Genomic DNA, 23,857 nt, shown 5'->3' with positions numbered 1-23,857 from the left:
TTACTCTGGGGAAGCAAAATCGTGGATTCGGCCGTCCTGAGGGAAAGGCGCGGCCTAGAGTGTGATCGCACAACGCGATCATCTCTGTACGCTCCGGCATCAGGCGGAAGGTCCACGGAATGGGTGCTGTCGACCAGGCGACCACGGGCGGCCATCTGGAGAGATACGAGGAGGCGCTGGCCAGGGATCCGATGGCCGCGTTCGGCCTCGTCCGCGAGTGGATGCGCACCGACTGGCGGAGCCTGTTCGCCGAGCTGCGCGAGCGGCGCCCCGTCTTCGTCACCCCGGCCTTCACGGTGGTGACCCGCTTCGCCGACGTCGTCGAGGTGCTCTCCCACGAGCAGGTCTTCTCGGTCCGCGCCTTCGGCCCGCGCCTCGACGCCGCCCTGGGCGCCCCGTTCATGCTGGCCAGGGACGCCACGCCGATGAACTGGCGGGAGAAGGGCCTGATGCGGCTCATGCTCGACCCGCGGGACGCGGGCGGCGTGCGCGAGCTGGCCGGCCGTCTCGCCGACGAGCTGCTCGACGCCGCCTGGCCGGACGGGCGCATCGAAGCGGTGGGCGGGCTGTTCCGCCCCGTCGCCCTCGGCGTGTGCGCGCGGTACTTCGGCGTTCCCGGCCCCGATCCGCAGACCCTGGGCCAGTGGACGCGGGCCGTCGTCATCGACGGCTTCGCCAACTTCCACGGCGATCCGCAGCTCCAGGCCGCGTCCGTCAGCGCGGGCGCCGAGCTGGTCGCGCACCTGCGCGACCGCCTCGCCGAGCAGCGGGCCGCGCTGCGGGCCGGGCACGACCTTCCCGACGACGTCTTCTCCCGCCTCGTCCGCTCCTCCCTGCCCGCCGGTGCCGGCGTGACCGACGACCGCATCGTGACCAACATGGCGGGGCTGCCGCTGGGCTTCGTGGAGAGCGCGCCCGGGGCCATGGCCGAGGCGGTCGAGCAGCTCCTGCTGCGCCCGCGGGTGCTCGCGGAGGCCACGGCCGCCGCCGGGGACCCCGAGCGGTTCGATCCGTACGTCTGGGAGGCGCTGCGGTTCAGCCCGTTCTTCAAGCTGCTCCCCCGGCTGTGCGAGCGCGATCACGTGCTGGCCGCCGGCACGCCGCGCAGCACGGTGATCCCCGCCGGCACGTTCGTGCTCGCGGCGCCGGCCTCCGCCATGTTCGACGCGGACGTGGTGCCGGAGCCCGACGAGTTCCGCCTCGACCGCCCCCGCCACCACCAGCTGTTCTTCGGCTCCGGGCATCACGCCTGCCTCGGCGTGCACGTGGCCGGCCCGGTGATCGCCGAGACCGTGCGCCGCCTGCTGCTGCGCCCGGGCGTCCGGCCGCTCCCGCCGCCGGCGGGCCGCGTCGAGCGGACCCTCGGGATCTTCCCCGACTCCTTCGAACTCGGACTCGGCGCCGAGGAGCGGCTCGGCACCGGAGATCGGCTCGGGGCCGAGGGCCGGGAAGGCTGACGATGGCGCCGAGCCGAGCACGCAGCATCGCCACGGACGGCCTCGCCAACCGGCTCAGGTTCCTGGCCCTGACCAACGGCCGGCCGTTGTGGGACCTCCTGCAGGCCAGCCGGCCGCTCCGGAGCCGGATCAACGCCTCGCTGATCGACCACGCGATCCGCGAGATGCCGCCGCGCCCCGAACCGCTGAGCACCCTGGCCGACTACACCTCGTGGGCCTCGCTGACCGATCGCACCTACAGCGGCAGGCACCTGCCCCCGGTCCCCGCCCGCGAGGGGAACCGGCCCACCCCCGAGGCCGCCGGCGACCTGTTCGCGCGCGGCGAGTCCATGATCCCCTGCCCGCGTTCCACGGTGCTCTTCGCGTACTTCGCCCAATGGTTCACCGACGGTTTCCTGCGCGGCGACACCAGCATCCCGCGCGACCCGCGTAAGAACAGCTCCAACCACCACATCGACCTCAACCAGGTGTACGGGCTCGACGAGGCGGCGACGGCCGCGCTGCGGGCGTTCGACGGCGGGCTGCTCAAGAGCCAGCTGATCAACGGCGGCGAGTTCCCGCCCTACCTGTGCGAGAACGGCACGATCAAGCCGGAGTTCGCCCCGCTGAGCGTCATCCGCTTCGACCGGCTCTCCGGCGCGCAGCGCGACACGCTGTTCGCCACCGGCAGCGACCGGGGCAACGGCCAGATCGGCTTCACCCTGCTCACGGTGCTGTTCCTGCGCGAGCACAACCGGGTGGCGCGGCTGCTGGCCGGGGAGCATCCGCGCTGGGACGACGAGCGGCTGTTCCAGACGGCCCGCAACGTCCTCATCGTGCTGCTGATCAAACTGGTCGTCGAGGAGTACATCAACCACATCACCCCCTACCACTTCCGCTTCACCCTGGACCCGGGGCTGCCGGCGCGGCTGGACCGCGCGCCCTGGCACCGCCAGAACTGGGCCTCGGTGGAGTTCAACCTCGTCTACCGCTGGCACAGCCTGATCCCCTCCCACCTGTCGGTGGGCGGGCGCGAGCTGCCGATGGCCGAGACCTTCTTCGGCAGCGCGCTGATCCCCGGCCCCGGCCTCGGGCGGTTGTTCGAGGACGCCTCCCGCCAGCGGGCCGGCCGCATCGGCCTGTTCAACACCGACCCCGTCCTGCGCGAGATCGACGTGGTCAGCATCGCCGACTCGCGGGTGCTCGGCCTGGCGCCGTACAACGACTACCGCGCGCACTGCCGCTTCCCCCGGGTGCGTACCTTCGAGCAGATCTCCGGCGACCGGCGGGTCAGCGGCGCGCTGCGCGAGCTCTACCGCGACGTGGACGACGTCGACCTGTACGTCGGGCTGTTCGCCGAGGAACCCGGGTCCCCCACCGCGATCCTGCCTCCGCTGCTGACCAAGATCATCGCTATCGACGCCTTCTCCCAGGCGCTCACCAACCCGCTGCTGGCTCCCCGGATCTTCAACGCCGCCACGTTCTCCCCGGCGGGCATGCGAGTCATCGCCGCCACCCGCGGGCTGTCGGACGTGCTGCGCCGCAACACGCCGGAGGACCCGAGCCCCCGCCTGGTCAGCATGTCCCGGCGGCCCCGGCCATGACCGGGCGGGACGCCCCGGACGCCGGGCGGCTGCGCGCGGCGGCCCGCGAACTGGTCGACGTCGCGCTCACGATCCAGGACGCGGCGGCTCACGCCACGGCCGCGCTCACCGACGTCGCGCTGCTGCGCGCCCTGCCGCAGGCCCCCTCGGCGGCCTGGCCCGCCTACCGGGCGCTGGCCCGGGCCACGACGAACGGCCGGGGCCTCGGGTGCGCGCTCACCGGCGGCGGCCGGCTGCCCACCGTGGCCGCCAAGGCCGGGGCCGTGCTGGGGGCCGAGAGCCTGGCCGTCCGGGTGCTGGCCACGTCGCTGCGGTTGCGCGTGGCGGCCGTGGCGGTCGCCCACCCCGAGCTGACCGGCGACCCCATGCTCGCCCGGCTCATCGACGCGGCCGCCGCCGACCGGGACCTGGAGGCCGTCCGTGCCCTGCGCGCCCTGCTCAAGGACCGTGGCGCGGTGCGCGCGCTCAGCCAGCTCGCCCCGGTCTTCGGCGAGGTGCTCGCGCTGCGCGCGCTGCTGGACGAGAATCCGCTCAACGACACCACCGCCTGGCTCATCGCGACCGGCAGGGGTTTCGCCACCGCCGATCCGGTCACCGGGATGAGCAACAGGGCCATCGCCGTCCTCGACACCGGCGAAGGCGCCGCGCGCCGGATCGAGCTGGCCCCGTCCGAGTCGGCCCGGCTGTGCACGCGGGGGTCGTTGCTCGGCTTCCTGGGCAACATCAGCACGCTCGGCACCACGGGGCGGGCCCTCGTCCAGAGCGTCGAGGGGCCCGACGGGGTGATCCGCCACGTCCTCCAGGCGCCCGGCATGCGCGTGGGACATCCCGACGGGGAGTCGCCCCAGGACCTGCTCGGCGCGTTCAGCAGCGCCGTCCTGGCCGGCAGCCCCTACAGCCGTGCCCTGGCCGAGGCCGTCGCCGACTACGGGCCGCCGCCGGGGGCCGAGCTGGCGCTCGTCGGGCACAGCGCGGGCGGGGCGGCGATCATGAACCTGGCGCAGGACCCCGCCTTCTGCGCCCGTCACACGGTCACCCACGCCGTCGCCGTCGGCTCGCCCGTCGACTTCAAACGCCCCGCCGACCCGCGCACCTGGGTGGCCAGCGTCACCAACCAGCACGACATCATCCCCACCCTCGACGGGCAGGGCGCCGGCACCTGCTTCGACCTGCACCCCGACTGGTACGTGGTCGACTACGGCGACTCCACCCACCTGTTCCCGCTCTGCCACGGCATCGACCACTACCGCGCCAACCTCGCCGACGACCTGCCCGAGGCCCGTGACCACATCGACGAGCGGCTCACGCCGTTCCGGGGGCGGGTGGTGCGGTCCCAGGCGTACCTGCTGTTCGACCGCGCACCCGACCCGGAGGGGTTCCCCTTCCTGAGCGTGCCCACCCGCGCCGTCGACGGCCCGGAGGGAGCCGTCGAACTGCCGATCAGGTGCCGCGACCGCGCCGCGCTCACGGCGTACTTCGCCGCGCGCCCGGCGGTGGCGGACGGCCTGCTGGAGGGCACCGGGCTCGGGCCCGCCGTGCGGGTGGCGGGCCGCGCGCTGGTCACCGTGCACGTGGCCAGGAACCGGCACACCACCGCGGGCGGCTACGCGGAGCTGCAGGTCGGCGTCGTCGTGCCCGGCCCGTTACGCCGGCGCTCCCGCTTCCCTTCCTGGCCTGACCTGCTGCGGGCGGCGGACCTGCGCCGCTCCGGCGGCTTCCTCGTCGGCTCGGCCGTCGACGCCCCGGCCGTGCGCGCCCTCGGGCCGCGGTTGTGGGGCGGTGAGACGTACCTGGTGCCCCTGGACGTCCGGCTCGGCGCCCGGTCCGCCCACGTCACCGCCGGCCTGATCCTCGCCCTGCGCGGGCGGCTCGGCCCCGGGCTGCCCCTGAACGATCCCGGCCTGGTCGGCTACGCCCGCGAGGCCGGTGCCTTGCTGCGGTCCTGCGTACGTACGCGCGGGCGAGCCCGGCTGCACGTGGCGCCGCCGCTGCGGCTGGCCGTCGGGCCGCGGTCGGCGCACCCGCTGGCCGGCCGGCTCCACGAGCTGGGGCTCGACGGCGCCCACCCGCTGCTGTGCCTGTCCGCCACCACCGGCCAGACGCTCCGGGACGCCGCGGTCCCGGTGCCGCGGGGCTGACGGAGGAGCCATGTCCGCCGGGATCGCCGCGATCATCGCCCACGCCGAAGCCCTGCGCGCGGACGCCCGCGCCCTCGCCGCCTGCGCCGAGCGCCTGCGCGCGATCGAGGCGGAGCTGACGGCCGGCGGCGGGGCGCCGGACTGGCTGCACGCCTCGGTGGCCGCCCACCTCGCGGCCTGCGCGTCGGCCGCCGCCGACCTGGAGACCGCCGCGCGGCACCTGAGCCGCTACGCGGAGGAGGCGAGCCCCTGACGCGCGTACCGCCCGGCAGGGCTCGCCCGGGGGGCCGGCTCGCAGCGGGGACGGCCGGCGCCTTCTCGCGGCGCCCAGCCGGCCGGCCGCCGGGCGGCATGGAACTACCCGGACGCGGTTGTGCCGCGACGTGGCGGAACCCCTGGTCACGGCCCGGTCCCGGCTGCCGGGGACGGGCGTGACCAGGGGGGCGCGCCGGCGGTCAGGCGCAGGTGTAGCCGGACGGCAGGGCGGTGTCGCCGCTCGGCCTGCTCGCCTGGAAGCCGAAGCTGGTGGTGGCTCCCGGCGCGAGCGTGCCGTTGTGGCCGACGCTTCTGGCCGTGACGGTCTGGCCGCTGGTGGTGACGGTGGCGTTCCACGAGCCGGTCAGGGTGTGCCCGGCCGGCAGGGTGAAGGTGACGGTCCAGCCGGTGATCGCCGAGGTGCTGGTGTTGGTGACGGTCAGCGGCTGGATCACGTACCCGTTCCCCCACTGGGACTGCACGGTCGGGGTGGCCGAGCAGGCACCGGCCGTGCCCGCCTGAGTGGTGATCTGGACGGTGTTGGAGACCGGTGAGACGTTGCCGGCGGCGTCGCGCGCCCTGACCTGGTAGCGGTAGGTGGTGTTCGCGGTCAGGCCCGTGTCGGTGAACGAGGTCGTGGCCGAGGTGCCGACCTGGGCGAACGTGCCGCCCGTCGCGCCGGGAGCGCGCAGGACGTCGTAGCCGGTCACGCCGGTGTCGTCGGTGGAGGCCGTCCAGGTCAGGCCGGTGCCGGTCGCGGTGGTGCCCGAGGCGGCGAGCCCGGCCGGGGCGGTCGGCGGCGTGGTGTCGCCGCCGGTGCCGGCCGTGGTGAAGGTGACCGGCGCGGAGTTGCCCGACAGGTTGCCCGCGCCGTCACGCGCCCGTACGTACACCTGGTACTGGGTGTCGGCGCTCAGCCCGGTCAGGGTGATCGAGGTGGTGGCGGACTGGCCGAGCTGCGGGTCGGTGGTGCCCTGCTCCCGGTAGACGTTGTAGCCGGCCAGGCCGGAGCCGCCCTGGTCGGTGGACGCGGTCCAGGTCAGCGTGGCGCTGGTGGCGGTGACGCCGGACACGACCGGGGTGCCCGGCGTGGTCGGCGGCGTGGTGTCGGTCTGGGCGGCGGTCAGGCCGAAGAACTCGATGGCGTAGCGGGCCATGCCGCTCTGCGGAAGGACGTGCCCGGCGCCCTGGATGCTGTACGCCTCCACCCGCACGGTGCCGGACGTGTCGGCGTACCGGCTGCGGCTCCAGCTCGGCTGCGGGGTGTCGGTGCTGGTCGGGGTCTGGCTCAGCCCGAACACATTGGTCCACTGCTCGATCGACTCCCGCAGCAGCGAGTAGGGCACGAGGGTGTCGCTGGTGCCGTGCCACAGCTGCACGCGCGGGCGGGGGCCGGAGTATCCCGGGTACGCCTGGCGCACCGCGTCGCCCCACTGCTGGGGCGTCCGGTCCATGCTCCCGCCGGTGCACCTGCTGCTCCCGGGCGGGTAGTCGGAGGCGCCGGCGAAGCAGGTGAAGGGCACCCCCATGAAGGAGGCCCCGGCCTTGAACACGTCCGGGTAGAGGGCGAGCATGTGCTGGGTCATCATGCCGCCGGACGAGCTCCCGGTGGCGTAGACCCGGTTCGGGTCCCCCTGGTAGGTCCGCTCGACGTAGTCGATCATCGAGATGAGCGAGACCGGATCGCTGCCGCCGCCGCGCCGCTTGGCCGCGTCCGACCAGGTGTCGAAGCAGTTGCCGAACCCCGCCGACTGGGTGGCGGTCGGGTAGATGACGACGAAGCCGTACCGATCCGCCAGGGAGGCGAACTCGCTGCTCTGGTAGAAGCCGGGACCGGAGCCGCCGCAGCCGTGCATCGCGACCACGATCGCCGGCGAGGCCGGGCGCGAGTCCGGCACGTAGACGTGCATCCGCATGTTGCCCGGGTTGGTGCCGAAGCTGGTCACCTCCACCAGGGTGGCGGCGGCGGCCGGCGATCCGAGTACCACGGTCATGACGGCAAAGAGCGCCGCGGCGCAGGCACTGGCCAGCACCGTGGTCAATCGTCTCATTCGCGCTCCTCCTCTCCCTATCCGCGGCGCGCCGCGGATCGGTCCGCCGCGTATCGACCTCGGTCGCTGGAAAATAAAAGGCCCGCGATTCGCCGTCAATGCACGCATGGTGGGCATGTCCGGCGGTTCACCTGGCCGGGAGCCGTTTTCCCTGGTTATCAAGTAACTTGCTATCAAGATCCTTGATAACGGGGTGAGAAACTTACATCGAGGCCCGTTCCCGTGAGGCGCGATATGGTCTTCTGGTGACCGATTCGGGTGTCCCCGCGGCCGCTGCGCCGGATGCACCGCCGCCTCATGTGAGCTATCTGGTGTTCCGGCTGGAACGCCGCATCCGCGCCTGCCTGGATGAGGCGCTCGCCCGGCACGGCATGACGACCACCGAATACATGGCGCTCAGCGAGCTGCGCCTGCGCGACGCCCCGTCCTCGGCCGACCTGGCCCGCATCGCCTTCGTCACCCCGCAGGCGATGAACCTGGTCATCCGCGATCTCGAACAACGCGGCCTGATCCGCCGCGACCCGCATCCCCGGGGCGGCCGCGCCCTGCGCACCCGCCTCACCCCGAAGGGTCTCAGCACCCTGGAGCGGTGCGACCGCTCCCTCGACGGCATCGAAGCCGTCATGCTCGCCGAGATCGACGTCCCCGACCGCGCGACCCTCGCGGAAACGCTCACGCTGTGCGCCCGAGCCCTCCACCAGGACACGCGAGCCCTGGCCCCAGTCCTCCACCCGCAGAAGCCGCCGCCGTCGCCCTGCCCCTGAAGCTGCCCCTGAAGCTGCCTCTGAAGCTGCCCCTGAAGCTGCCCCTGAGGCCGCCCCAGGGCTGCCGTTGACTCCGGACGCGCGGAGTCCCGCCCGTCCGGCCCTCCGGGGGCGGCGGTCAGCCGGTGCGGTCGCGGAGCGCCGCCGCCAGCGCCCGCAGCGCCGGGACGGCCCGGACGAGCGCCTCCCGGTGCTCGGCGGGCAGCGTGGCGAGCGTGTCGGTCAGGAAGCGGGACCTGCTCTCCTCGATCAGCCGGGCGTTGGCCAGAGCCCTGGCCGTGGGCCGCAGCCGGGCGGCCCGCCGGTCGTCCGGATCGCTCTCCCGGCTGACCAGGCCCCGCTCGACGAGGTGCCGCAGGGCCGCGCTCACGTTGCTGGGCTTCATCCCGGCCTCCGAGGCGAGCCGTCCGGGGCTCACGCCGGGCCGGTGGACGATGATCCGCAGCAGCTCCACCTCCGAGGCGGGCAGCGGCTCGACGCCCGGATCGCGCGCGGCGCCGCGCCGTACGGCCCGGCTGACGTCACGCAGGACCGCAGGCAGGTCCCCGAGGTTCGCTTCCACGATCCCAGTGTAATGTATTTATGTATGCATAAATAATCGTCTGGAGATCGATCAGTGTCCACGCCTCCGCGGCGGTCCGGTGTGTCCGGGCCGCTCCTGCTCGTGCTCGCCCTGCTGTCCGCCATGGCCCCGTTCGCCACGGACATGTACCTGCCCGCCTTCACCGACCTGGCCGCCGACCTCGGCACCAGTGCCTCCAGCGTGCAGCTCACGCTGACCACGTTCCTGTTCGGCCTGGCCGCGGGCCAGCTCGTGATCGGCCCGCTGTCCGACCGTTTCGGGCGCCGGGGGCCACTCCTGCTCGCCACCGCCGTGGCCACCGCCGCCGGCGTGTTGTGCGCGCTCACCCCGAACATCTGGTTCCTGGTCGGCGCCCGGTTCCTCCAGGGCTTCTCCGGAGCGGCCGGCATCGTCATCGGCCGCGCCGTGGCCGCCGACCGCGTCAGCGGGGCCGCGGTCGCCCGGATCTTCTCCCTGCTGGCCAGCATCGGCGGCATCGCGCCCGTCGTCGCGCCCCTCGCCGGAGGCGCGCTCGCGCCGCTGGGATGGCGCAGCGAGTTCTGGGCGCTGACGGGCATCTCCGCGCTGATGCTGATCGGCTCCCTGGTGGTGGTGCCCGAGTCGCTGCCGCCCGAACGCCGCCACACCGGCGGCCTGGCCGCCACCGGCCGCACCGTGCGGCGGCTGCTCGCCGACCGCGGCTACGTCGGCCACACCTGCGCCTTCGCCCTCGGGTTCGCCGGCCTCATGGCCTACATCTCCGCCTCGCCCTTCGTCATCCAGAACGTCCTCGGCCTGTCCACGACCGCCTACACCCTCACGTTCGCGGCCAACGCCCTCGGCCTGCTCGGCGCGGGACTGCTCACCGCCCGCCTGGTCACCCGGGTCAGCCCCCGCACGCTGCTGGGACGCGGGCAACTCGCCGTCCTGGTGCTGTCCGCCGTCCTCCTGGCGCTGCTCGCCGCGGGCGCGCCCGCCGTCGTGGTGCTGCCCACGCTGTTCCTGCTGGTCAGCTCGTTCACCTTCATCCTGGGTACGGCCTCCGCCCTGGCCATCGGCCGCGCCCCGGACGCCTCCGGCACCGCCTCCGCCCTGATGGGAGCGCTGCAGTTCACGCTCGGCGCGATCGTCTCGCCCCTGGTTGGCCTCGGCGGCGAGGACACCGCGCTGCCCATGTGCCTCACGCTGGTCGTCGCGACCCTGCTCGGCATCGCCGCCACCCGGCTCGCCCCGCGATCCGCCCCTTCGGCGGCACCCGCCGAAGCCGGGGCGCCGTCCACCGCGAGGTGAGCGCGCGGCCGGGACCGGTCCGGTGCGGACGGGTACGGTGCGGACGGGTACGGCGGCGTGGCCGTCAGTCCTTCCTCGCCACGATCCTCGGCCACCCGATCGTACGGCCGGCGTCCACGGCGAGCCTGCGGGCCCACTCGGCGCAGGCCGGGCGCGCCCGCGGCGGAGCAGCCAGGGCGGCCAGCTCCTGCCAGCGCAGGCAGTGCTTCCACCCGTCGGGCACCAGGTCGGCGTGCTCCACGGTCACGGGGCCCGAGCGCTCCAGGTGGTCGCGCCACCAGCCCGGGCTGTGGAACGCCTTGTGGTCCCAGGTCCACATGTCGGCCAGGTGCCCGGGCGGCCCGCCGTCCAGCTCCTCGGTCACCCCCAGCACCACGATGCCCAGCACGCCGCCGGAGGCGAGGAACTGCTGCAGGTAGCCGAGGTAGAGGTCGTCGGTGCCGAAGTACTGGTAGGCGTCCAGGCTGACGATCGCGTCGAAGTACCCGCGGGCGAACCTCAGGTCGTGCGCCTCGACCCGGACCGGCATGACCTGCGACTCCACGCCGGCCTCGACGATCAGCGGCCAGGTCTCCTGACGCAGCCACATGTCGGCGGCCACCACCTCGACCCCGAACTCCTTGGCCAGGAAGATCGAGCTGATCGCCCAGCCGCAGCCCAGGTCCAGCACGCGCATGCCCGGGGCCAGGTCCATCAGGTCGGTCAGCGACTCGGCCAGCCACAGCGGGTTGGGGCCGTCGGCGTACCGGCCCTGCCAGAGCGGGTCGTACGACGCCGAGCGCGGGAACTGGGGATGGATCAGCTTCTCGGCGGCCAGCTCCGGGTCCGCGTCATCGGCCAGCAATTCGGGTGCTCCGATCCTGTTCGGGGGATGCCGGTGCCGTGCCGGCCGGGCCGGCGGCGGGGCGGTTGCGGATCGCGCGCCGGCTGAGCGACCACAGTGCCCGGCACAGCCGCTCGCGGTCGCGGTCGATCCCGGCGAGCCGGATCGACTGGACGTGCGCCAGGCTCTCGACGACGTTCCGCTCGGTGCCGGTCAGCAGCCGGAGGGAGGCGAGCTCGCGGATGCGCCGGCCCGCGTCGGCGAGCGGCTGCCGCTGCCGGGCGAACACGGGCCGCAGCACGGCCCGGTACTCGGCCGCGCGCGGGTCGGGACGGCGCTCCCCGGGGTCGAGGACCTCGCAGAGCAGCGGCCGGAGCTCGCGGAAGCGCCCGCGGGCCGCGTCGGTCACGTACGCCGCGCCGTCGTGCGGGTGCGGGACGGCGCCCCAGGCCGCGTACAGCTCGTGCAGCGCGGCCACCCGCACCACGTCGGGGTCGAGCCGGCCGCGCCCGGCGTGCAGGAGGCGCACCAGGTCGGCCGCGACCTCGCTGCCGGCCCAGAACGCGGTCTCCACCGTGTCGATCGCGTGCCCGCCGCCGTACCGCTCCACCTCGCGGTCGTAGCTGCAGAACGCGAGATCCGTGGCCTGCCCGGCGCGGACGAGGCCGCGGGCCCAGGCCGCGCACCAGGACACGACCTCGGCGGCCAGGCCCTGGTCGGAGGCGTGGAACCGCAGGCGCAGGTGCGGCAGGGGGTCGGCGTACCGGATGAAGAACCAGCGGTCGGTCAGGCGGCCGAGGTCGGCCAGCAGCGCCCGCAGCGGCCCGGCGATGATCCCGTCGTGCTGGTCCGGCGCCGCGTACAGCTTCAGGTGGACCCATTCGTCGCCGGGCAGCCAGCGGCGCGTGACGGCGGGGGGCGTGGCCGCGCGGGGGAGGCTCGGCTCCGGCATCCGCGTACGGTCGCGCAGCACCAGCGGCACGACGAGCTCGGCGTGGTAGGGGCGCCCCGCCCGGTCGCGCAGCCACAGGTCGCCGGGCCCGGGAAGCGCCTCGAGCAGGCGGATCGGCTCGCCCGGCCGGGTCACCTGGCGGTGCAGCTCGTCCACCCACAGCGGGTGATCCAGGTCGAGCAGCAGCCGGTTGTCGCGATGGGTCAGGTAGACGTGACGGGGCACCCGCCACCGGCGCCGCCACCTCCGGCAGGCGTGGAAGAAGCCGTCCTGGTCCCCGGCGGCCGGGAAGGTGGCGGCGGTGACCGTCCACTGGGCCGGATGCACCACCACGGCGCCCCGGGTCAGCCGCGGCAGGAAGGGCGCGCCGGCCGCGACGCCCCAGTCGAACATGCACGCCGGGGTGTATCCGTCCTCGGAGAACTCCAGCAGGGCGCGGCAGACGTTCGGCGCCTGGGCGACGTTCACCGCGTGGGTCTGGCTGACCGACAGGGGGCGGCCCCGCGAGACGGACCTCAGGAAGAAGTGGTCCGCGGTGGCGCCGAGCACGATGTCGGCCAGGGGGATGCGCCGCACCGGCGGCCCGGTGGGCTCGGCGTTCACGCACACCTCGTGGTCGCGTGTGGGGTGATGGCCGGCCAGGTTGCCGCTGCGGTTGTGCCTGATCCCGTAGTTGAGCTCGGCGAACACCGTGTCCGGGCGCAGCGTTTCCTCCAGCCGCTGCTGGGCGCGGATCCGGGCCACGGCGGCCTCGTCGAGCAGGTCGGAGAACCGCCCGAACGCCTGCCAGCCCCCGTAGCTCCCGATGGTGTTGAGCACCAGCCGCCACCGGCCGTCGCGGATCGCCTCGGGCGAGCCGGCGGCCAGCTCGAAGAAGACGTCCTGAGAGGTACGCGGCCGGCTGTGCGCGTCGTCAGGACGCCAGACGGTGAGCCGGTCGAGCAGCTCGTCGTCGAGCTCCACCGCGAGCAGGCCGTCACGGGAGGCGCGGACCGCCGTCTCCACCAGGGCGCGGTCGCGCTCGGGATGCTCGGGCTCCGGCTGCCGCGGCCACGGGCGCCCGAGGGACGGCTCGCGGTACCTGGCGGGCGGCCCGAGGCCGGTCTCCGGATTGAGCACGTCGAGCAGCGGCAGCTCCGCGTCGACGCCGTAGTGCTCCAGGAAGGCGTGGTGGTAGTCGACGACGTGCGGCCGCCGCTGCCAGGCGCACCCCAGCCTGACCAGCAGCTCGGCCGCCTCGGCCGCCGCCGCGCCGATCTCCGCCGGCAGCGTCGCGGTCTCCAGCGCGAGCGCCGTGTCGAGCTGGAACGTCGGGCCGGTGAAGCCCGGCGTCATCGCGCGCTGGCACGCTTCCAGCCGGGCCACGGCCGCCGGCCCGGCCCGGCCGGCGTGCCGGTCCACCTCGTCGGCGAGCCGCCGCACGCGAGTCAGGCCGTCGAGGACGTCGCCGCGCACGCCCTGGCCGGTCAGGCGCTTGGCCAGGTGGACCTCGGGCAGCGGCTCGGTCGGCGCGGGCAGCAGGTCGGGCAGGAGGATGCCCAGGTCCCAGAGCTGGTCGAGCAGGCGGCCGATCCGCTCGGGGGGCGTGGCGGGAAAGCGGCGGGCCAGCCCGGCCGCCAGCTCGCCGAAGGTCGGCACGTGCTCCGCCAGCTCCAGCGCCGCGGCGAGCGGGCGGCCGGCCGCCAGCTCGATCCGCCGGTACGCGGCCCGGTCCGGGTCGTCGAGGCCGTACAGGACGATCCGCGTGCCGAAGCGGTGCAGCAGCGCGTTCACCCGTACGCCGAGGCTGTCGCGGACGGCCCGGTCGCTCCCGAGCCGGTCGGTCACGCGGGCCAGCCAGACGTTGTCGGCCCGGGTCCGGGTCGCCCGTACCGGGTCGGCGGCCAGCGTCGCGATCTCGCCGGCTCCGGGGGCGCCGCTGAACGTGCCGGTGGCGACCCCGGCGAACAGCCCCATGGGGGTGGGCCGGGTGGACATCCTGGTTAGGTACCGGAGCAGGGCGGCGTGCCGGCGGTTCGCGGCCCTGCCGGCGCCGTCGAGCGCGGACGGCGCGGACAGTGCGGACGGCGCGGACAGTGCGGACAGTGCGGCGGCCAGATCCGGGCTCGCGACCCGGATCGCCTGGGCGACGCGGGGCGAGGCGGCCAGCTCGCGGAGGGCCCGCCGGCCGTGGTCGCGCGCCCGCGCCAGCGCGTCCCTCCCGGCGGGCGGGTCGGCGGGCGGGTCCGTGGGCGGGTCGGTGGGCGGGTCGGCCGACGGGTCGGCCGGCGGGTCGGCCGGCGGGTCGGTGAACGTGTTGACGAGCGTGTCGGCGGGCAGCACGGGTGCGCGGAGCATGAACAGCTCCGATGCCGTGTACAGGCTCGTGCGCTGCGCCTGCCCGCTGCCGGGGTGTGCCATGCGGCTGGTTCTCCTTGCTCTCGGGTTGCCTCCGCGCTCTCGCCGGACGCCGTGCTCGCCGGCCGTTCCGGCCCGGGTTCAGGCGGCCAGCAGGGCGCGGGCCCAGCGGGGCGGCACCCGCCCGGCGACCGACAGCAGCGACAGCGCGACGCCCGCCGCGCCGTCCAGGAGTCCGGGGTGGTCGATCCAGGCGCCGCCGGGGCAGGCTGCGAGCGCCGAGCCCGGCTCGCCGGCCGCCTGCGGCTTGTGGTCCCGCACGATCAGGGGGTGGTTCGGGTCGCAGCCGCCGAGCAGCCGTTCGACCAGGCGTCCCAGCGCCGCGCCGGCCGCCGCGCTGCCGGTCCGCGTGGCGAACTTCCCGCAGATCAGCAGCACTCCCGCCGGCCCGTGGCACAGCCCCGGGCCGGTCCCGCGCGGGCGTGCCTCCATCTGGCGCAGGGCGGCCTCGAAACCCTCGATCGCGACGGCCCGTACGGATGCGTCGCCGAGCGCCTCGGCGGCGTCGAGCAGGGCCGAGGTGACGCCGGGGGCGCCGTAGCAGTACGCGGGATCGGCCGGCCGCCGCGGGTGCGGCGCGATCTCGCCCGCCGCGTCGAACGGCATGACCCGCGACCAGGCGCGGCCGTGCTCGCCCTGCCAGGAGGCCGCGACGAGCTGGCCGGCGAGGGCGCGGATCGCCTCGCGCAGGCCGGGGGCCCGGTGACCGGCGAGCCATGCCCGGCTGAGCGCCGCCAGCGGCCCCGGGACGCCGTGGGCCAGGCCGAGGTCCACGTAGCCGTGGGGGTAGAGCTCCCGCTCCCCTTCCCGTCCGTAGTTCTCCGGCGCGATCCGCCAGGGCGTCCACCGGGAGGTGCTGAGCGCCCCGCCGCCGGGGTCGCCGGTGGCGCAGCGGGCGACGAGGCGCTCGACGCCGAACGCGACGATCCGCTGCACGGTGGCACTCGCGGGCCGGCGGCAGGCGTAGCCGAGGATCCCGGACAGCCCGCTGATCACGTCGTAGTCGTGCACGGTCAGGGCGCGGCCGGCGGAGGGGCCGGACCGGTCGAGCTGTGCGGCCAGCCGGGCGTCCAGGCCGCGCAGCGTCCTGGCGTACCGGTCGTCCTCGTCGCATCCGGCCACGGCGAGCGCGATGCCGGCGGTCCCGAGCGACAGCCCGGGACGCCGCAGCGGGCGCTCGCGGGTGCTCGCGGCGGCCAGCGCGATCCACTGGTGAGCCTGCGCCCACCAGTGGCCGGCGGAGTCCGGGCAGGCGCGGGCGGCGTGCGCGAAGGCGAGCGCGCTGCCGGCGGCGCCCGCGTACAGCGCCGCGCCGGGCTCCCACACGGGGCGGCCGACCGTCGCCGAGGCCGCCCGCGCCGCCTCGACGACCAGCTCCCTGTCGCAGAGGCGGTGCAGGATCTCCACCGCGACCTCGCGGGCCCTCGACGCCGTCGCGGCGGGCAGCAGGGTCGCGGCGGGCAGCAGCTCGGTGTCAGTCATGCTCGGTGTCAGTCATAGTGGAAGATCTCCAGGAGGTGGCCGAACCGGGCGGCGAAGAGCCGATGGTGCTCCGCCGTGAACACCTCCCGCCAGGCGCCGATCCGGCCGCGGTGGAAGCTGTAGGCGTTGCGGTTGAACACCTTCTGGGCGACGACCTCGGGGTCGATGTCCGTCCCGACGTGCTCGGCGACCCGCCGCACCGCGGCGAGCTGGCGTTCCGCGCTGCCGCCGCCCTGCTCGCCGATCAGCTCCTCGAACGACACGGCGCACACGTCCGGATGGTGGAACAGGCTGACGGCGGCGTCGAAGTCGGGCAGCAGCGGGACGGCCGGGTCGCGCAGGAGGTAGGTGATCCGCTCGGACATGGTCGGCAGGCTCCGCAGGATCGGGCGGAACACGGCGGCCTCGGGCTGGCGGCCGAGCGGGTGGCCGCCCTCGCCCGACAGGAACGCCGCCATCGAGACGAGCGTGTCACGCGGGTCGCGGTGGCCCAGGACCAGGCGCGGCCCCGACGGGCCCGCCCACTCCCTGAAGAACGCGGGGTCCATCCGCCAGATGTCGAGCGCGTGGAACGTCCAGCAGATGCCGGGCGGAGTGGTGGCGAAGGGCCGCCCCCATGCCTGCGGATGCATCGGCACGGGCTGGTCCAGCTCGGGGTGGGCCAGCTTGGTGTGGCACACGTTGCCCGCGGCGAGCTTGGCCCGCCACAGCTCGGCGACCTGGAACCACAGGAGGTTGGTGGCCTGGACGAACCCCTCGCGGTCCGCGCGGTGGTCGAGCTTGGCCACCGCGTCGGGATGCATGTACTGCTCGGCCAGCTCGATCCGCTGGCGCAGGCTCAACGCCACCACGGCCTCCCGCGGCGGGACCGCCTCACCGTCGGTGTGGTAGCCGAGCAGGATCATCAGCTCCTGCAGGAGATGTGTTCCGCTCTTTCGCGGGGAGACTGCTATGACCCGCCCTGCGGGCATGGGGACACCTCTCATTCGCTGGTCGCCGGCCGGGGCCGTCCCGTCGCGACCGGCTGGGCGGTGGGGTCGCGACGGGCGGGTCACCTGGTGCTCAGCAGCACTTGTTCGCCCACGAGGTGATCGAGACGCACGGCACGCAGGAGTGCCAGTGGGTGTGCCGTCCGACGGGCTGGGTTCCCTCGGGCAGGATGGAGATCTGGAGATCCAGGTCGAACTCGTCGAGGTCGTCGATCGTGGGTTCGTCGGTCTGCGTGACGGTCACAGCGGTCACCTTTCTTCTGTGTCGTGCCCGGTAGGGCGTGATGGTGTGCGAAGGGAAGCTCGCGGCTCCTCGTGGCGAGCGACGACCATGCCGTCGTCCACGAGCGCCAGGAGGGCGGCGTCCGCCTGGCGCAGCGCCTCGGCGGGCGGGACGGCGCCGGCGACCGACTCGGCGTACTCCGTCCTGATCGCCGCGCCGTCCCGGCCGTCGCAGAGGCTGTACGCCAGCCAGGCGGAGGGGTTGAGCCAGCGCACCCGTGGAGGGTCGGCGAGCGCGACGACGAGCCGTCGCTGCTCCGGCAGCGGCACGGCGGCGACCGGGGCGACGGCCTGGAAGGTCGTGCCCGCCCGGTCGCCGGGAGCGGCCGGCGCGAGCAGGCCGAGAGCCCTGACCAGCCATGCGACGAGCTCGTTGCCGTAGGCGGTGAAGAGCTGCGACCGCCGCGCGAGCTGCTCGGCGAGGTGGCGGGCGCGCAGTTCGGGCGTCGCGTAGCGCGCGCCGCCGAAGGTCGCGCGGCTGAGCGCGGCGTCCGCCGGCGGCTCCCCGAACCGCCGCCGGATCCCGGCGCCTGCCGAGCGGGCCAGGCCGTGGTAGACGGCGAGATGGACGTACACGTGCAGGGCGAACAGCACCCGCATCAGCGACCACGCCTCCCGCCGCCACGGGATCGGCACGACGTCCGAGGTCGGGTCGACGTGGTCCGGCACCACCGCGCCGCACCGGATGATCTCGAAGAGGGTGAGGTGAAGGCCCTCGTGCAGCAGCGCCCCCGCCGCGTCCCAGACGTTCCGGAGCTTCTCCGGCGCGATGAAGACGGTGGACGGGAAGCGGTCCCCGCCGGCCACGGAGTGCAGCGGCCCGTCCGCCCCCTCGTCCCGCGCGAGCCCCACCATGCCGATGTTCGCCAGGACGCCCGGTCCGACGGCCGGCATCAGCGCCGTGAGCAGGTCCGCCGCCTCCTCGATCACGGTGAGCTCGGCGGCGGAGGGCTCGATCGGCACGGTCGCCGACCGGTCGGGGAACTGCTCGCCGAGCAGGAACCACAGGCGCTCGGCGACGGGGTCGCCCCCGCGCCGGCCCACCTCGGTCCACACCCAGGCGGAACCGGGCGAGCGCCAGGCGGGGCCGCCGGCCGCACCGGCCGCCCGGCTCACCGCGTAGCCGCCGTCCGCCGGCAGCAGGGCGGGCAGGAGCGGGTCGGCGTCCGGCTGCGCGGTCACGGCCCGCAGGTCGCTCTCGAACGCGTTCCGCAACACCGGGTCGCGGCTCATCACCCGCAGGTCCGCGTCGGACGAGGCCGCGCACCGCCGCACCGCCCCGGACGTCCGCGGCCCCAGATCGGCCAGCATGGTCAGGCCGACGCGCAGCCGCGCCAGGAGGCGCCGCTCGATCGCGGCGGGGTCGCCGTACTCCGGATCCGTGCCGAGCAGCCGCTCGACCTCCTGCCAGACGTCGCGCCGCGTCATGCGGAACCACCTTCCTTCCCGATGCTCATGGGCTCGTCCGGAAGGTGGCCGGGTGCCCGGCGGCACCCGGCCACCGGATCACGCGCTGGGCCGGTACGGGCCGCGGTCACGCGGGTCCCAGCCGCGCTCGGCCGGGTTGTCCGAGGTCACGGCCGGCGCCTCGATCGGCTCGCCGGAACGGATGAGTTCGCGGGGATCGGGCAGTGATGCCATGGTCACCAGTCTCCTTCGGGATCGTCGGTGTAGCGCAGGCTAGCCACCGGGTCGGGTACTTCAGATCGGCTTCGTGCGCCGCGGGTGCAGGTCGTGGCCGGCTCCGCCGTCGCCGCCCGCGCGGGCCCGAGGCACCGCCGGTGGCGAGTCGACCGCGTCCGCGTCGGTCACCGGCCGGGCGTCGCCGGCGAAGCGGTCCAGCTCGCCGCCGCTGAGCAGCCGTACGGGAGCGGGCGCACGCCCGGCCCACCCGCCCGGCCGCCACGCCGGCGGGCCGCGGTTCGCGCCCGCGAGCAGCACGTTTCCGATCCGCTCGCCGTTCAGCACCTCCGGCTCGCAGAGCAGGCACACCTCGCTGAACACCGCGCGCAAGGTCGCGACCTGGCGGCGCGCGAACGCGAAGGGTGCCGAGTCCAGGATGTTCAGCGCGTAGTGCCCGCCCTGGTCCAGTGCTCCTGCCACCGCGGCGGCGAACTCCAGGCTCGTGAGCCGCGCGGGCACCCCGGTCCGGATCAGCACGTCGGTGACGATGAGGTCGTAGGCTCGCGGGCGCGCGGACCGCATGGCGTCCCGCGCGTCCGCGACGCGGATCTCCACCGCGGCGTCGGACGGCAGCGGCAGCACCCTCCTGACCGTCTCCATCAGCGCGGCGTCCCGATCGACCACCAGCTGAGCCGACCCCGGCCGGGTGGCGGCCACGTACCGCGGGAGCGTGAGACCTCCGCCGCCCAGGTGCAGCGCCCTGATCGGCGCGCCGGGGGCCGCGACCCGGTCCGCGATCGACGCGAGCCACCGCACGTACCTGAACGTCAGGTGACGCGGGTCGGCGAGGTCCACATAGGACTGCGGAAAACCGTCGAGCAACAGCACCCAGAACCCCGGGCGCTCGGGTTTCGGCACCAGATCGACCGTCCCGAAGTCGGTCGGCACGCTTACCGCGTCCCTGGGTGGTTCATGAACAGTCATCAAGCGACGCACCTTCCCGGCACTCGATTTCCGGCGCCCGACGGGCCCGTGCCATGCACAGCCTGGCCGGGCGGGAGTGCTCGATCCAGGCCATCGGCAGGCCATTCACCGGACATTCCGGCCACGCGATCGGCCCCTGAACCGCTCGCCCGCCCGCGGCGCGGCACGACATGAATGCCCGGCAGATGTCCTCCTCGTGTCCTTTGTATGCGCGACCTTCACCTCGATAATTCCGAAGAAGAGCGGACGAGAACGAACACGGAGAGGTGGCACGGCATGAGAACTGCTTTCGCGTCCATCGGCGACAGGCTCCTCACGCTCCTCGCGCCCAAGGCGGTCGCCAGCGCGGGAGGGTGCGAGTACGAGAGATGGTGCAAGGTCCAGAAATGCGGCCCGCCCGGGCAGGTATTTCCCAAAACGCTGATCATCACCTACAGCAACTGCGACTCAGTGGTCTCGGGCTGTTGCGCCTGACCAGCTCGCCGGCGGGCTTTAATTCTTGAGATTCTGCTTGGTCCCGCACCGCCGTGCGCGATCAAGCAGAATTCAAGCCGCGCTCGCCCCTTATCGGGGCCGGCCGATCGCCATGAAATCGAACTCCGACCACCGCGCCCGGCGGAAGGGAACCGGAACATGATTGCCTACATCGGCTTCGCCTGCCGGATACTGCTCGCGGTGGTCTTTCTCGCCGCGGCGGTGAGCAAAGTGCGGGGGCGGCGTGCCCGGGCTGAATTCCGGGCGTCGTTGGGGGCGTTCGGCGTGAGCCCGCGCCGGCGGCCCGCCGTCGCCGCGGCGGTGATCACGGGTGAGCTGGCCACGGCGGTGCTGCTGGTGGCCGATGTCACGGCACTCGCGGGCCTGGCGGCCGGGGCGGCGCTGTTGGCCGCCTTCACGATGGCGATCGGCGCGGCGCTGCGGCGGGGCACGCCGGCGAGCTGCCGGTGTTTCGGGGCCTCGGCGCAGCCGCTGGGCAGGCGGCACCTCGTACGCAACGCGATCTTGTTGTCGGTCGTGGCGCTGGGCGTCACGGGGGCCTCGCCGGCCACCGCGCTGGGTGCCGCGGGGTGGGACCCGGCGGCCCTGCTGCTGTCCGGGTTCGTGGCGGTGCTCCTGGCCGCCTTGGTCATCTCCTATGACGATCTTGTGGCGGCGGTCCTTCCTCGCTGAAGGCGTCGGAGCCGGACCGCCCGGAGGAGGAGGGGTCGATGGACGTGGTGTTGACCGCGGCGGTCGTCGTGGCCGGCGTGCTGGGCGGGCTCAATCTGTTGCTGATGCTGGCCGTCCTGCGCCGGTTGCGGGAGTACGACGAGAAATGGGCAGGCGGGGGCATGGACAACCTCGCGGAGCGCCGGCTGCTCCCTGAGCCGGGGGCGCGGGTCGCCGACTTCACCGCGACCACGCTGGACGGCACCGAGATCGTGCTGCGCGACCCGGCCGGGGTGAGCGGGGTGGAAGGCCCGCTGCTGGTCGCGTTCTTCTCCCCCGACTGCCTGGCCTGCCACGAAGAGCTTCCCCGTTTCGTCGATCACGCCGCGGCCTCTCCGGGCGGGCGGGAACGGAACCTGGTGGTGATCTCCGGATCGGCCGACGACGCCGCGGACATCGTCGAGGCCGTCTCGCCGCTGGCCCGCGTGGTGATCGAACCGCTGGAGGGCCCGCTGGCGACCGCGTTCGGCGTGCGGCGCTGGCCCCTGTACGCCCTGCTCGGACAGGACGGCACGATCCGGGCCGGGGCCGGCGGCATCGCCACGCTGGCCCGCTCGCAGCGGGCCGTCCCGGCGTGACGCGCGCGGCAGGCCGGGCCGCGGGTGACGACGCGGCGGGCGGATCGAGCTGGCGGGAACGGTGCGGGACCGCGCTGCGGCTGGCCTGGCGGGCCGGCCCCGCGCTGCTCGCCGCGCAGCTGGTCGGGGCCCTGGTCATGGGCGCCACGCCGGTCGCGGTCGCGTGGCTGACCAAGCGGATCCTGGATGAGCTGCTCGGGCAGCAGCGGTCCGTCGGCTGGCTGGTCGGGCAGAGCGCGCTGCTGGCCGGGCTCGGGCTGGTCGCCGCGGCCCTGCCGCACCTCTTCCACTACGTCGATGCCGAGATGGGCCGCTCCGTCCGGCTGTGCAGCCGGGACCGGCTGTACGCGGCGTTGTCCCGCCTGGCCGGGCTGTCCAGGTTCGAGGACCCGGTCTTCCACGACCGGATCCGGCTGGCCCAGCAAGCCGGTGAGATGTCGCCCCAGATGATCCTGGAGGCCTCGCTGGGCGGCGTGCGTACCGTGGTCACCATGCTGGGGTTCACCGGCTCGCTGCTGGCGGTCAGCCCCGTCATGGCCGCGGTGGTGCTGGCCTCGGCCGTCCCGGTGGTCGCCGCCGAGCTGAGCCTGAGCGCCAGGCGGGGCCGGACGATGTGGGCCGTCAGCCCGCACGAGCGGCGGCAGGTGTTCTACTCCCAGCTGATGATCGACCGTACGGCCGCCAAGGAGATCCGGCTGTTCGGTCTGGCGGACTTCGTCCGCTCGCGGATGCTGGGCGAGCTGCGCCAGGTCAACGCCGCGCAGCGAGGGCTGGACCGCCGGGTGTTCCGCACCCAGTTCGCGCTGGCCGCGCTGACCGCCGCCGTCTCCGGCGCCGGCCTGGTCTGGGGCGTCCTGCGAGCGCGCGCCGGTCTCCTGACCCCCGGAGACCTGATCGTCTTCGTGGCGGCCGTCGCCGGGGTGCAGACCGGGCTGTCCGGGCTGGTCGCCCAGCTTGCCGGCGCGCATCAGGCGCTGCTGCAGTTCGGCCACTACCTCGCCGTCCTCAACGCCGAGCCGGACCTGGCCACCCCGGCCCACCCGGTGCCCGCGCCGCCGTTGCGGGGCACGGTCGAGCTGCGCGACGTGTGGTTCCGCTACGACCCGGACAAACCCTGGGTGCTGCGCGGGGTGGACCTGCGGATCCCGGCCGGTTCGCTGCTGGCCCTGGTCGGCGTGAACGGCGCCGGCAAGAGCACCCTGGTCAAGCTCCTGTGCCGGTTGTACGAGCCCACCCGGGGCTCGATCAGCTGGGACGGCGTGGACATCCGCCGCATCCCCGTCGCCGACCTGCGCGAGCGCATCGGCACCGTCTTCCAGGACCACATGAACTACGACTTCACGGCCGCGGACAACATCGGCATCGGCGACCTGCCCGCCCTGCACGACCGGGACAGGATCCGCGCCGCCGCGGCCTCCGCCGAGGTGGACGCCACCATCGCCGCCCTCCCCCACGGCTACGACACCCTGCTGAGCCGGATGTTCTTCATGAGCTCCGACTCCGACGGCGCCACCACGGGGATGACCCTGTCGGGCGGCCAGTGGCAGCGGATCGCCCTGGCCCGCGGCCTGATGCGCGGCCGCCGCGACCTGCTCGTCCTGGACGAGCCCAGCTCCGGCCTGGACGCCGAGGCCGAGCACACCATCCACCGGCGGCTGGTCGAACACCGCCACGGCACCACCAGCGTGATCATCTCCCACCGGCTCAACGGGGTGCGGATGGCCGACCGCATCGCCGTCCTCGACGGCGGCCGCATCACCGAGCAGGGCACCCACGACGAGCTGATGGCGTACGACGGCACCTACGCCCGGCTCTTCCGCATGCAGGCGTCGGGCTACGACAGCGGCCACGAGCCGCACCCGATCCCGTGATCGCCCTGGCCGCCGCGCTGGCGGTGACCGCGTCGGCCCTGGTGGCGACCGTCCTCGTACGGCGGCGCGTCGTGGTCGTCACCGTGTCCGGGACCAGCATGACGCCCACCCTCCACCCCGGCGAGAAGCTTCTCGTACGCCGGTGCGGCATCGCCGCGCTGAAGGTCGGCGACATCGTGGTCCTGGAGCCGCCGCGCGTCCCCGTCTCCCCCGAGGTCACGGTCCTCGCCCCGCTGCCGGCGCGGACGCGGTGGCAGGTCAAACGGGTCGCGGCGCTCCCCGGCGACCCGATCCCCCCGCCGGCGCGGGAGGCGGCGGGCACCCTGCGGGCCGTCCCCGACGGCACGTTGATCGTCCTCGGCGACAACGACGCGAGCAACGACTCCCGTCTCAGCGGCCCCTACCCCGCCGACCGGATCCTCGGCGTCGCCCTCAGAAGGCCGGCGGGGGCTCCCTTCCCGGGGCCCGCGATCCGATGACGGCGCGCCGCGGGATGTCCCGAATCTGCAAGCGAAGAGGTCCTCCACGGGAAAGACGGCACCGGCCCCTCCGGGATTCACTTCCGGGAAA

Annotated in this window: 20 protein-coding genes; 10 read left to right on the top strand and 10 right to left on the bottom strand. The window is 74.3% G+C overall.

Annotated features, from left to right (window positions below; all coding sequences use genetic code 11):
• Nucleotides 1-119: 119 nt before the first annotated feature.
• Genes AB0H75_RS26775 through AB0H75_RS26760 form a run of 4 tightly spaced genes read left to right on the top strand, consistent with a single transcriptional unit; the run spans nt 120 to nt 5,431 of the window.
• A complete protein-coding gene (locus AB0H75_RS26775; RefSeq protein WP_367800640.1) occupies nt 120-1,457 on the top strand; it encodes a cytochrome P450 in 1,338 nt (445 codons plus the stop codon).
• Between the two features lie 2 nt (nt 1,458-1,459).
• Complete coding sequence (locus AB0H75_RS26770; RefSeq protein ID WP_367800638.1) at nt 1,460-3,040, top strand: peroxidase family protein; 1,581 nt, start codon at nt 1,460-1,462, stop codon at nt 3,038-3,040.
• A complete protein-coding gene (locus AB0H75_RS26765) occupies nt 3,037-5,178 on the top strand; it encodes a hypothetical protein (RefSeq protein WP_367800636.1) in 2,142 nt (713 codons plus the stop codon). Before AB0H75_RS26770 ends, AB0H75_RS26765 begins: the two co-directional genes overlap by 4 nt.
• A 10-nt stretch (nt 5,179-5,188) precedes the next feature.
• Entirely contained in the window at nt 5,189-5,431 is a 243-nt protein-coding gene (locus tag AB0H75_RS26760) for a hypothetical protein (protein ID WP_367800634.1), read from the top strand.
• 202 nt (nt 5,432-5,633) lie between these two features.
• On the opposite strand, the gene AB0H75_RS26755 is transcribed toward AB0H75_RS26760, so the two are convergent.
• Nucleotides 5,634-7,484, bottom strand: coding sequence for a PHB depolymerase family esterase (locus tag AB0H75_RS26755; protein ID WP_367800632.1), 1,851 nt, complete (start codon nt 7,482-7,484; stop codon nt 5,634-5,636).
• A gap of 299 nt (nt 7,485-7,783) precedes the next feature.
• Here AB0H75_RS26755 and AB0H75_RS26750 point away from each other — a divergent pair, with 299 nt between their 5' ends.
• Complete coding sequence (locus AB0H75_RS26750; protein ID WP_367800630.1) at nt 7,784-8,248, top strand: MarR family winged helix-turn-helix transcriptional regulator; 465 nt, start codon at nt 7,784-7,786, stop codon at nt 8,246-8,248.
• 118 nt (nt 8,249-8,366) lie between these two features.
• Here the strand turns inward: AB0H75_RS26750 and AB0H75_RS26745 are convergent, their stop codons facing one another.
• Nucleotides 8,367-8,810 carry a MarR family winged helix-turn-helix transcriptional regulator gene (locus AB0H75_RS26745; protein ID WP_367800628.1) on the bottom strand — a complete coding sequence of 148 codons (444 nt, stop codon included), beginning with the start codon at nt 8,808-8,810 and terminating at the stop codon, nt 8,367-8,369.
• An 81-nt stretch (nt 8,811-8,891) separates the two neighbouring features.
• On the opposite strand from AB0H75_RS26745, the gene AB0H75_RS26740 reads away from it, so the two are divergent.
• Nucleotides 8,892-10,100 (top strand): multidrug effflux MFS transporter, encoded by a 1,209-nt coding sequence (locus tag AB0H75_RS26740; protein WP_367800626.1) that lies wholly within the window; start codon nt 8,892-8,894, stop codon nt 10,098-10,100.
• Between the two features lie 64 nt (nt 10,101-10,164).
• Here AB0H75_RS26740 and AB0H75_RS26735 read toward each other — a convergent pair whose 3' ends face one another.
• From AB0H75_RS26735 to AB0H75_RS26700, 8 genes are all read right to left on the bottom strand, one after another.
• Nucleotides 10,165-10,944: a cyclopropane-fatty-acyl-phospholipid synthase family protein gene (locus tag AB0H75_RS26735; RefSeq protein ID WP_367800624.1), complete on the bottom strand. Its 780-nt coding sequence runs from the start codon at nt 10,942-10,944 to the stop codon at nt 10,165-10,167.
• Entirely contained in the window at nt 10,931-14,275 is a 3,345-nt protein-coding gene (locus AB0H75_RS26730; RefSeq protein ID WP_367800622.1) for a lantibiotic dehydratase, read from the bottom strand. The genes AB0H75_RS26735 and AB0H75_RS26730 overlap by 14 nt, the downstream gene beginning before the upstream one ends.
• Nucleotides 14,276-14,353: 78 nt before the next feature.
• Complete coding sequence (locus tag AB0H75_RS26725; protein WP_367800620.1) at nt 14,354-15,754, bottom strand: lanthionine synthetase C family protein; 1,401 nt, start codon at nt 15,752-15,754, stop codon at nt 14,354-14,356.
• Between the two features lie 8 nt (nt 15,755-15,762).
• Nucleotides 15,763-16,725: a hypothetical protein gene (locus tag AB0H75_RS26720; protein ID WP_367800618.1), complete on the bottom strand. Its 963-nt coding sequence runs from the start codon at nt 16,723-16,725 to the stop codon at nt 15,763-15,765.
• Nucleotides 16,726-16,816: 91 nt separating this feature from the next.
• Nucleotides 16,817-16,987, bottom strand: a complete 171-nt coding sequence (locus AB0H75_RS26715) for a hypothetical protein (protein WP_367800616.1) — start codon at nt 16,985-16,987, stop codon at nt 16,817-16,819.
• Nucleotides 16,988-16,992: 5 nt separating this feature from the next.
• The gene (locus AB0H75_RS26710; protein ID WP_367800614.1) at nt 16,993-18,453 is read right to left on the bottom strand and encodes an HEXXH motif-containing putative peptide modification protein; all 1,461 of its coding nucleotides are present in this window, start codon (nt 18,451-18,453) and stop codon (nt 16,993-16,995) included.
• A 78-nt stretch (nt 18,454-18,531) separates the two neighbouring features.
• Nucleotides 18,532-18,672 (bottom strand): hypothetical protein, encoded by a 141-nt coding sequence (locus AB0H75_RS26705; RefSeq protein ID WP_367800612.1) that lies wholly within the window; start codon nt 18,670-18,672, stop codon nt 18,532-18,534.
• A 54-nt stretch (nt 18,673-18,726) separates the two neighbouring features.
• Nucleotides 18,727-19,596 carry a spermidine synthase gene (locus tag AB0H75_RS26700; protein WP_367800610.1) on the bottom strand — a complete coding sequence of 290 codons (870 nt, stop codon included), beginning with the start codon at nt 19,594-19,596 and terminating at the stop codon, nt 18,727-18,729.
• 669 nt (nt 19,597-20,265) lie between these two features.
• Here AB0H75_RS26700 and AB0H75_RS26695 point away from each other — a divergent pair.
• Genes AB0H75_RS26695 through AB0H75_RS26680 form a run of 4 tightly spaced genes read left to right on the top strand, consistent with a single transcriptional unit; the run spans nt 20,266 to nt 23,766 of the window.
• The gene (locus tag AB0H75_RS26695; protein ID WP_367800608.1) at nt 20,266-20,799 is read left to right on the top strand and encodes a MauE/DoxX family redox-associated membrane protein; all 534 of its coding nucleotides are present in this window, start codon (nt 20,266-20,268) and stop codon (nt 20,797-20,799) included.
• 38 nt (nt 20,800-20,837) lie between these two features.
• A complete protein-coding gene (locus AB0H75_RS26690) occupies nt 20,838-21,416 on the top strand; it encodes a TlpA family protein disulfide reductase (RefSeq protein WP_367800606.1) in 579 nt (192 codons plus the stop codon).
• Nucleotides 21,413-23,287 (top strand): ABC transporter ATP-binding protein, encoded by a 1,875-nt coding sequence (locus AB0H75_RS26685; protein WP_367800604.1) that lies wholly within the window; start codon nt 21,413-21,415, stop codon nt 23,285-23,287. The genes AB0H75_RS26690 and AB0H75_RS26685 overlap by 4 nt, the downstream gene beginning before the upstream one ends.
• Nucleotides 23,284-23,766: a S26 family signal peptidase gene (locus tag AB0H75_RS26680; protein ID WP_367800602.1), complete on the top strand. Its 483-nt coding sequence runs from the start codon at nt 23,284-23,286 to the stop codon at nt 23,764-23,766. Before AB0H75_RS26685 ends, AB0H75_RS26680 begins: the two co-directional genes overlap by 4 nt.
• The last annotated feature ends 91 nt before the right edge of the window (nt 23,767-23,857 follow it).

It is taken from the genome of Nonomuraea sp. NPDC050783 (assembly GCF_040802095.1).
In the GTDB taxonomy this organism is placed as follows: domain Bacteria; phylum Actinomycetota; class Actinomycetes; order Streptosporangiales; family Streptosporangiaceae; genus Nonomuraea.
Note: the sequence above shows the minus strand (reverse complement) of the source record. Positions and strands in the feature narration are given on the sequence as shown.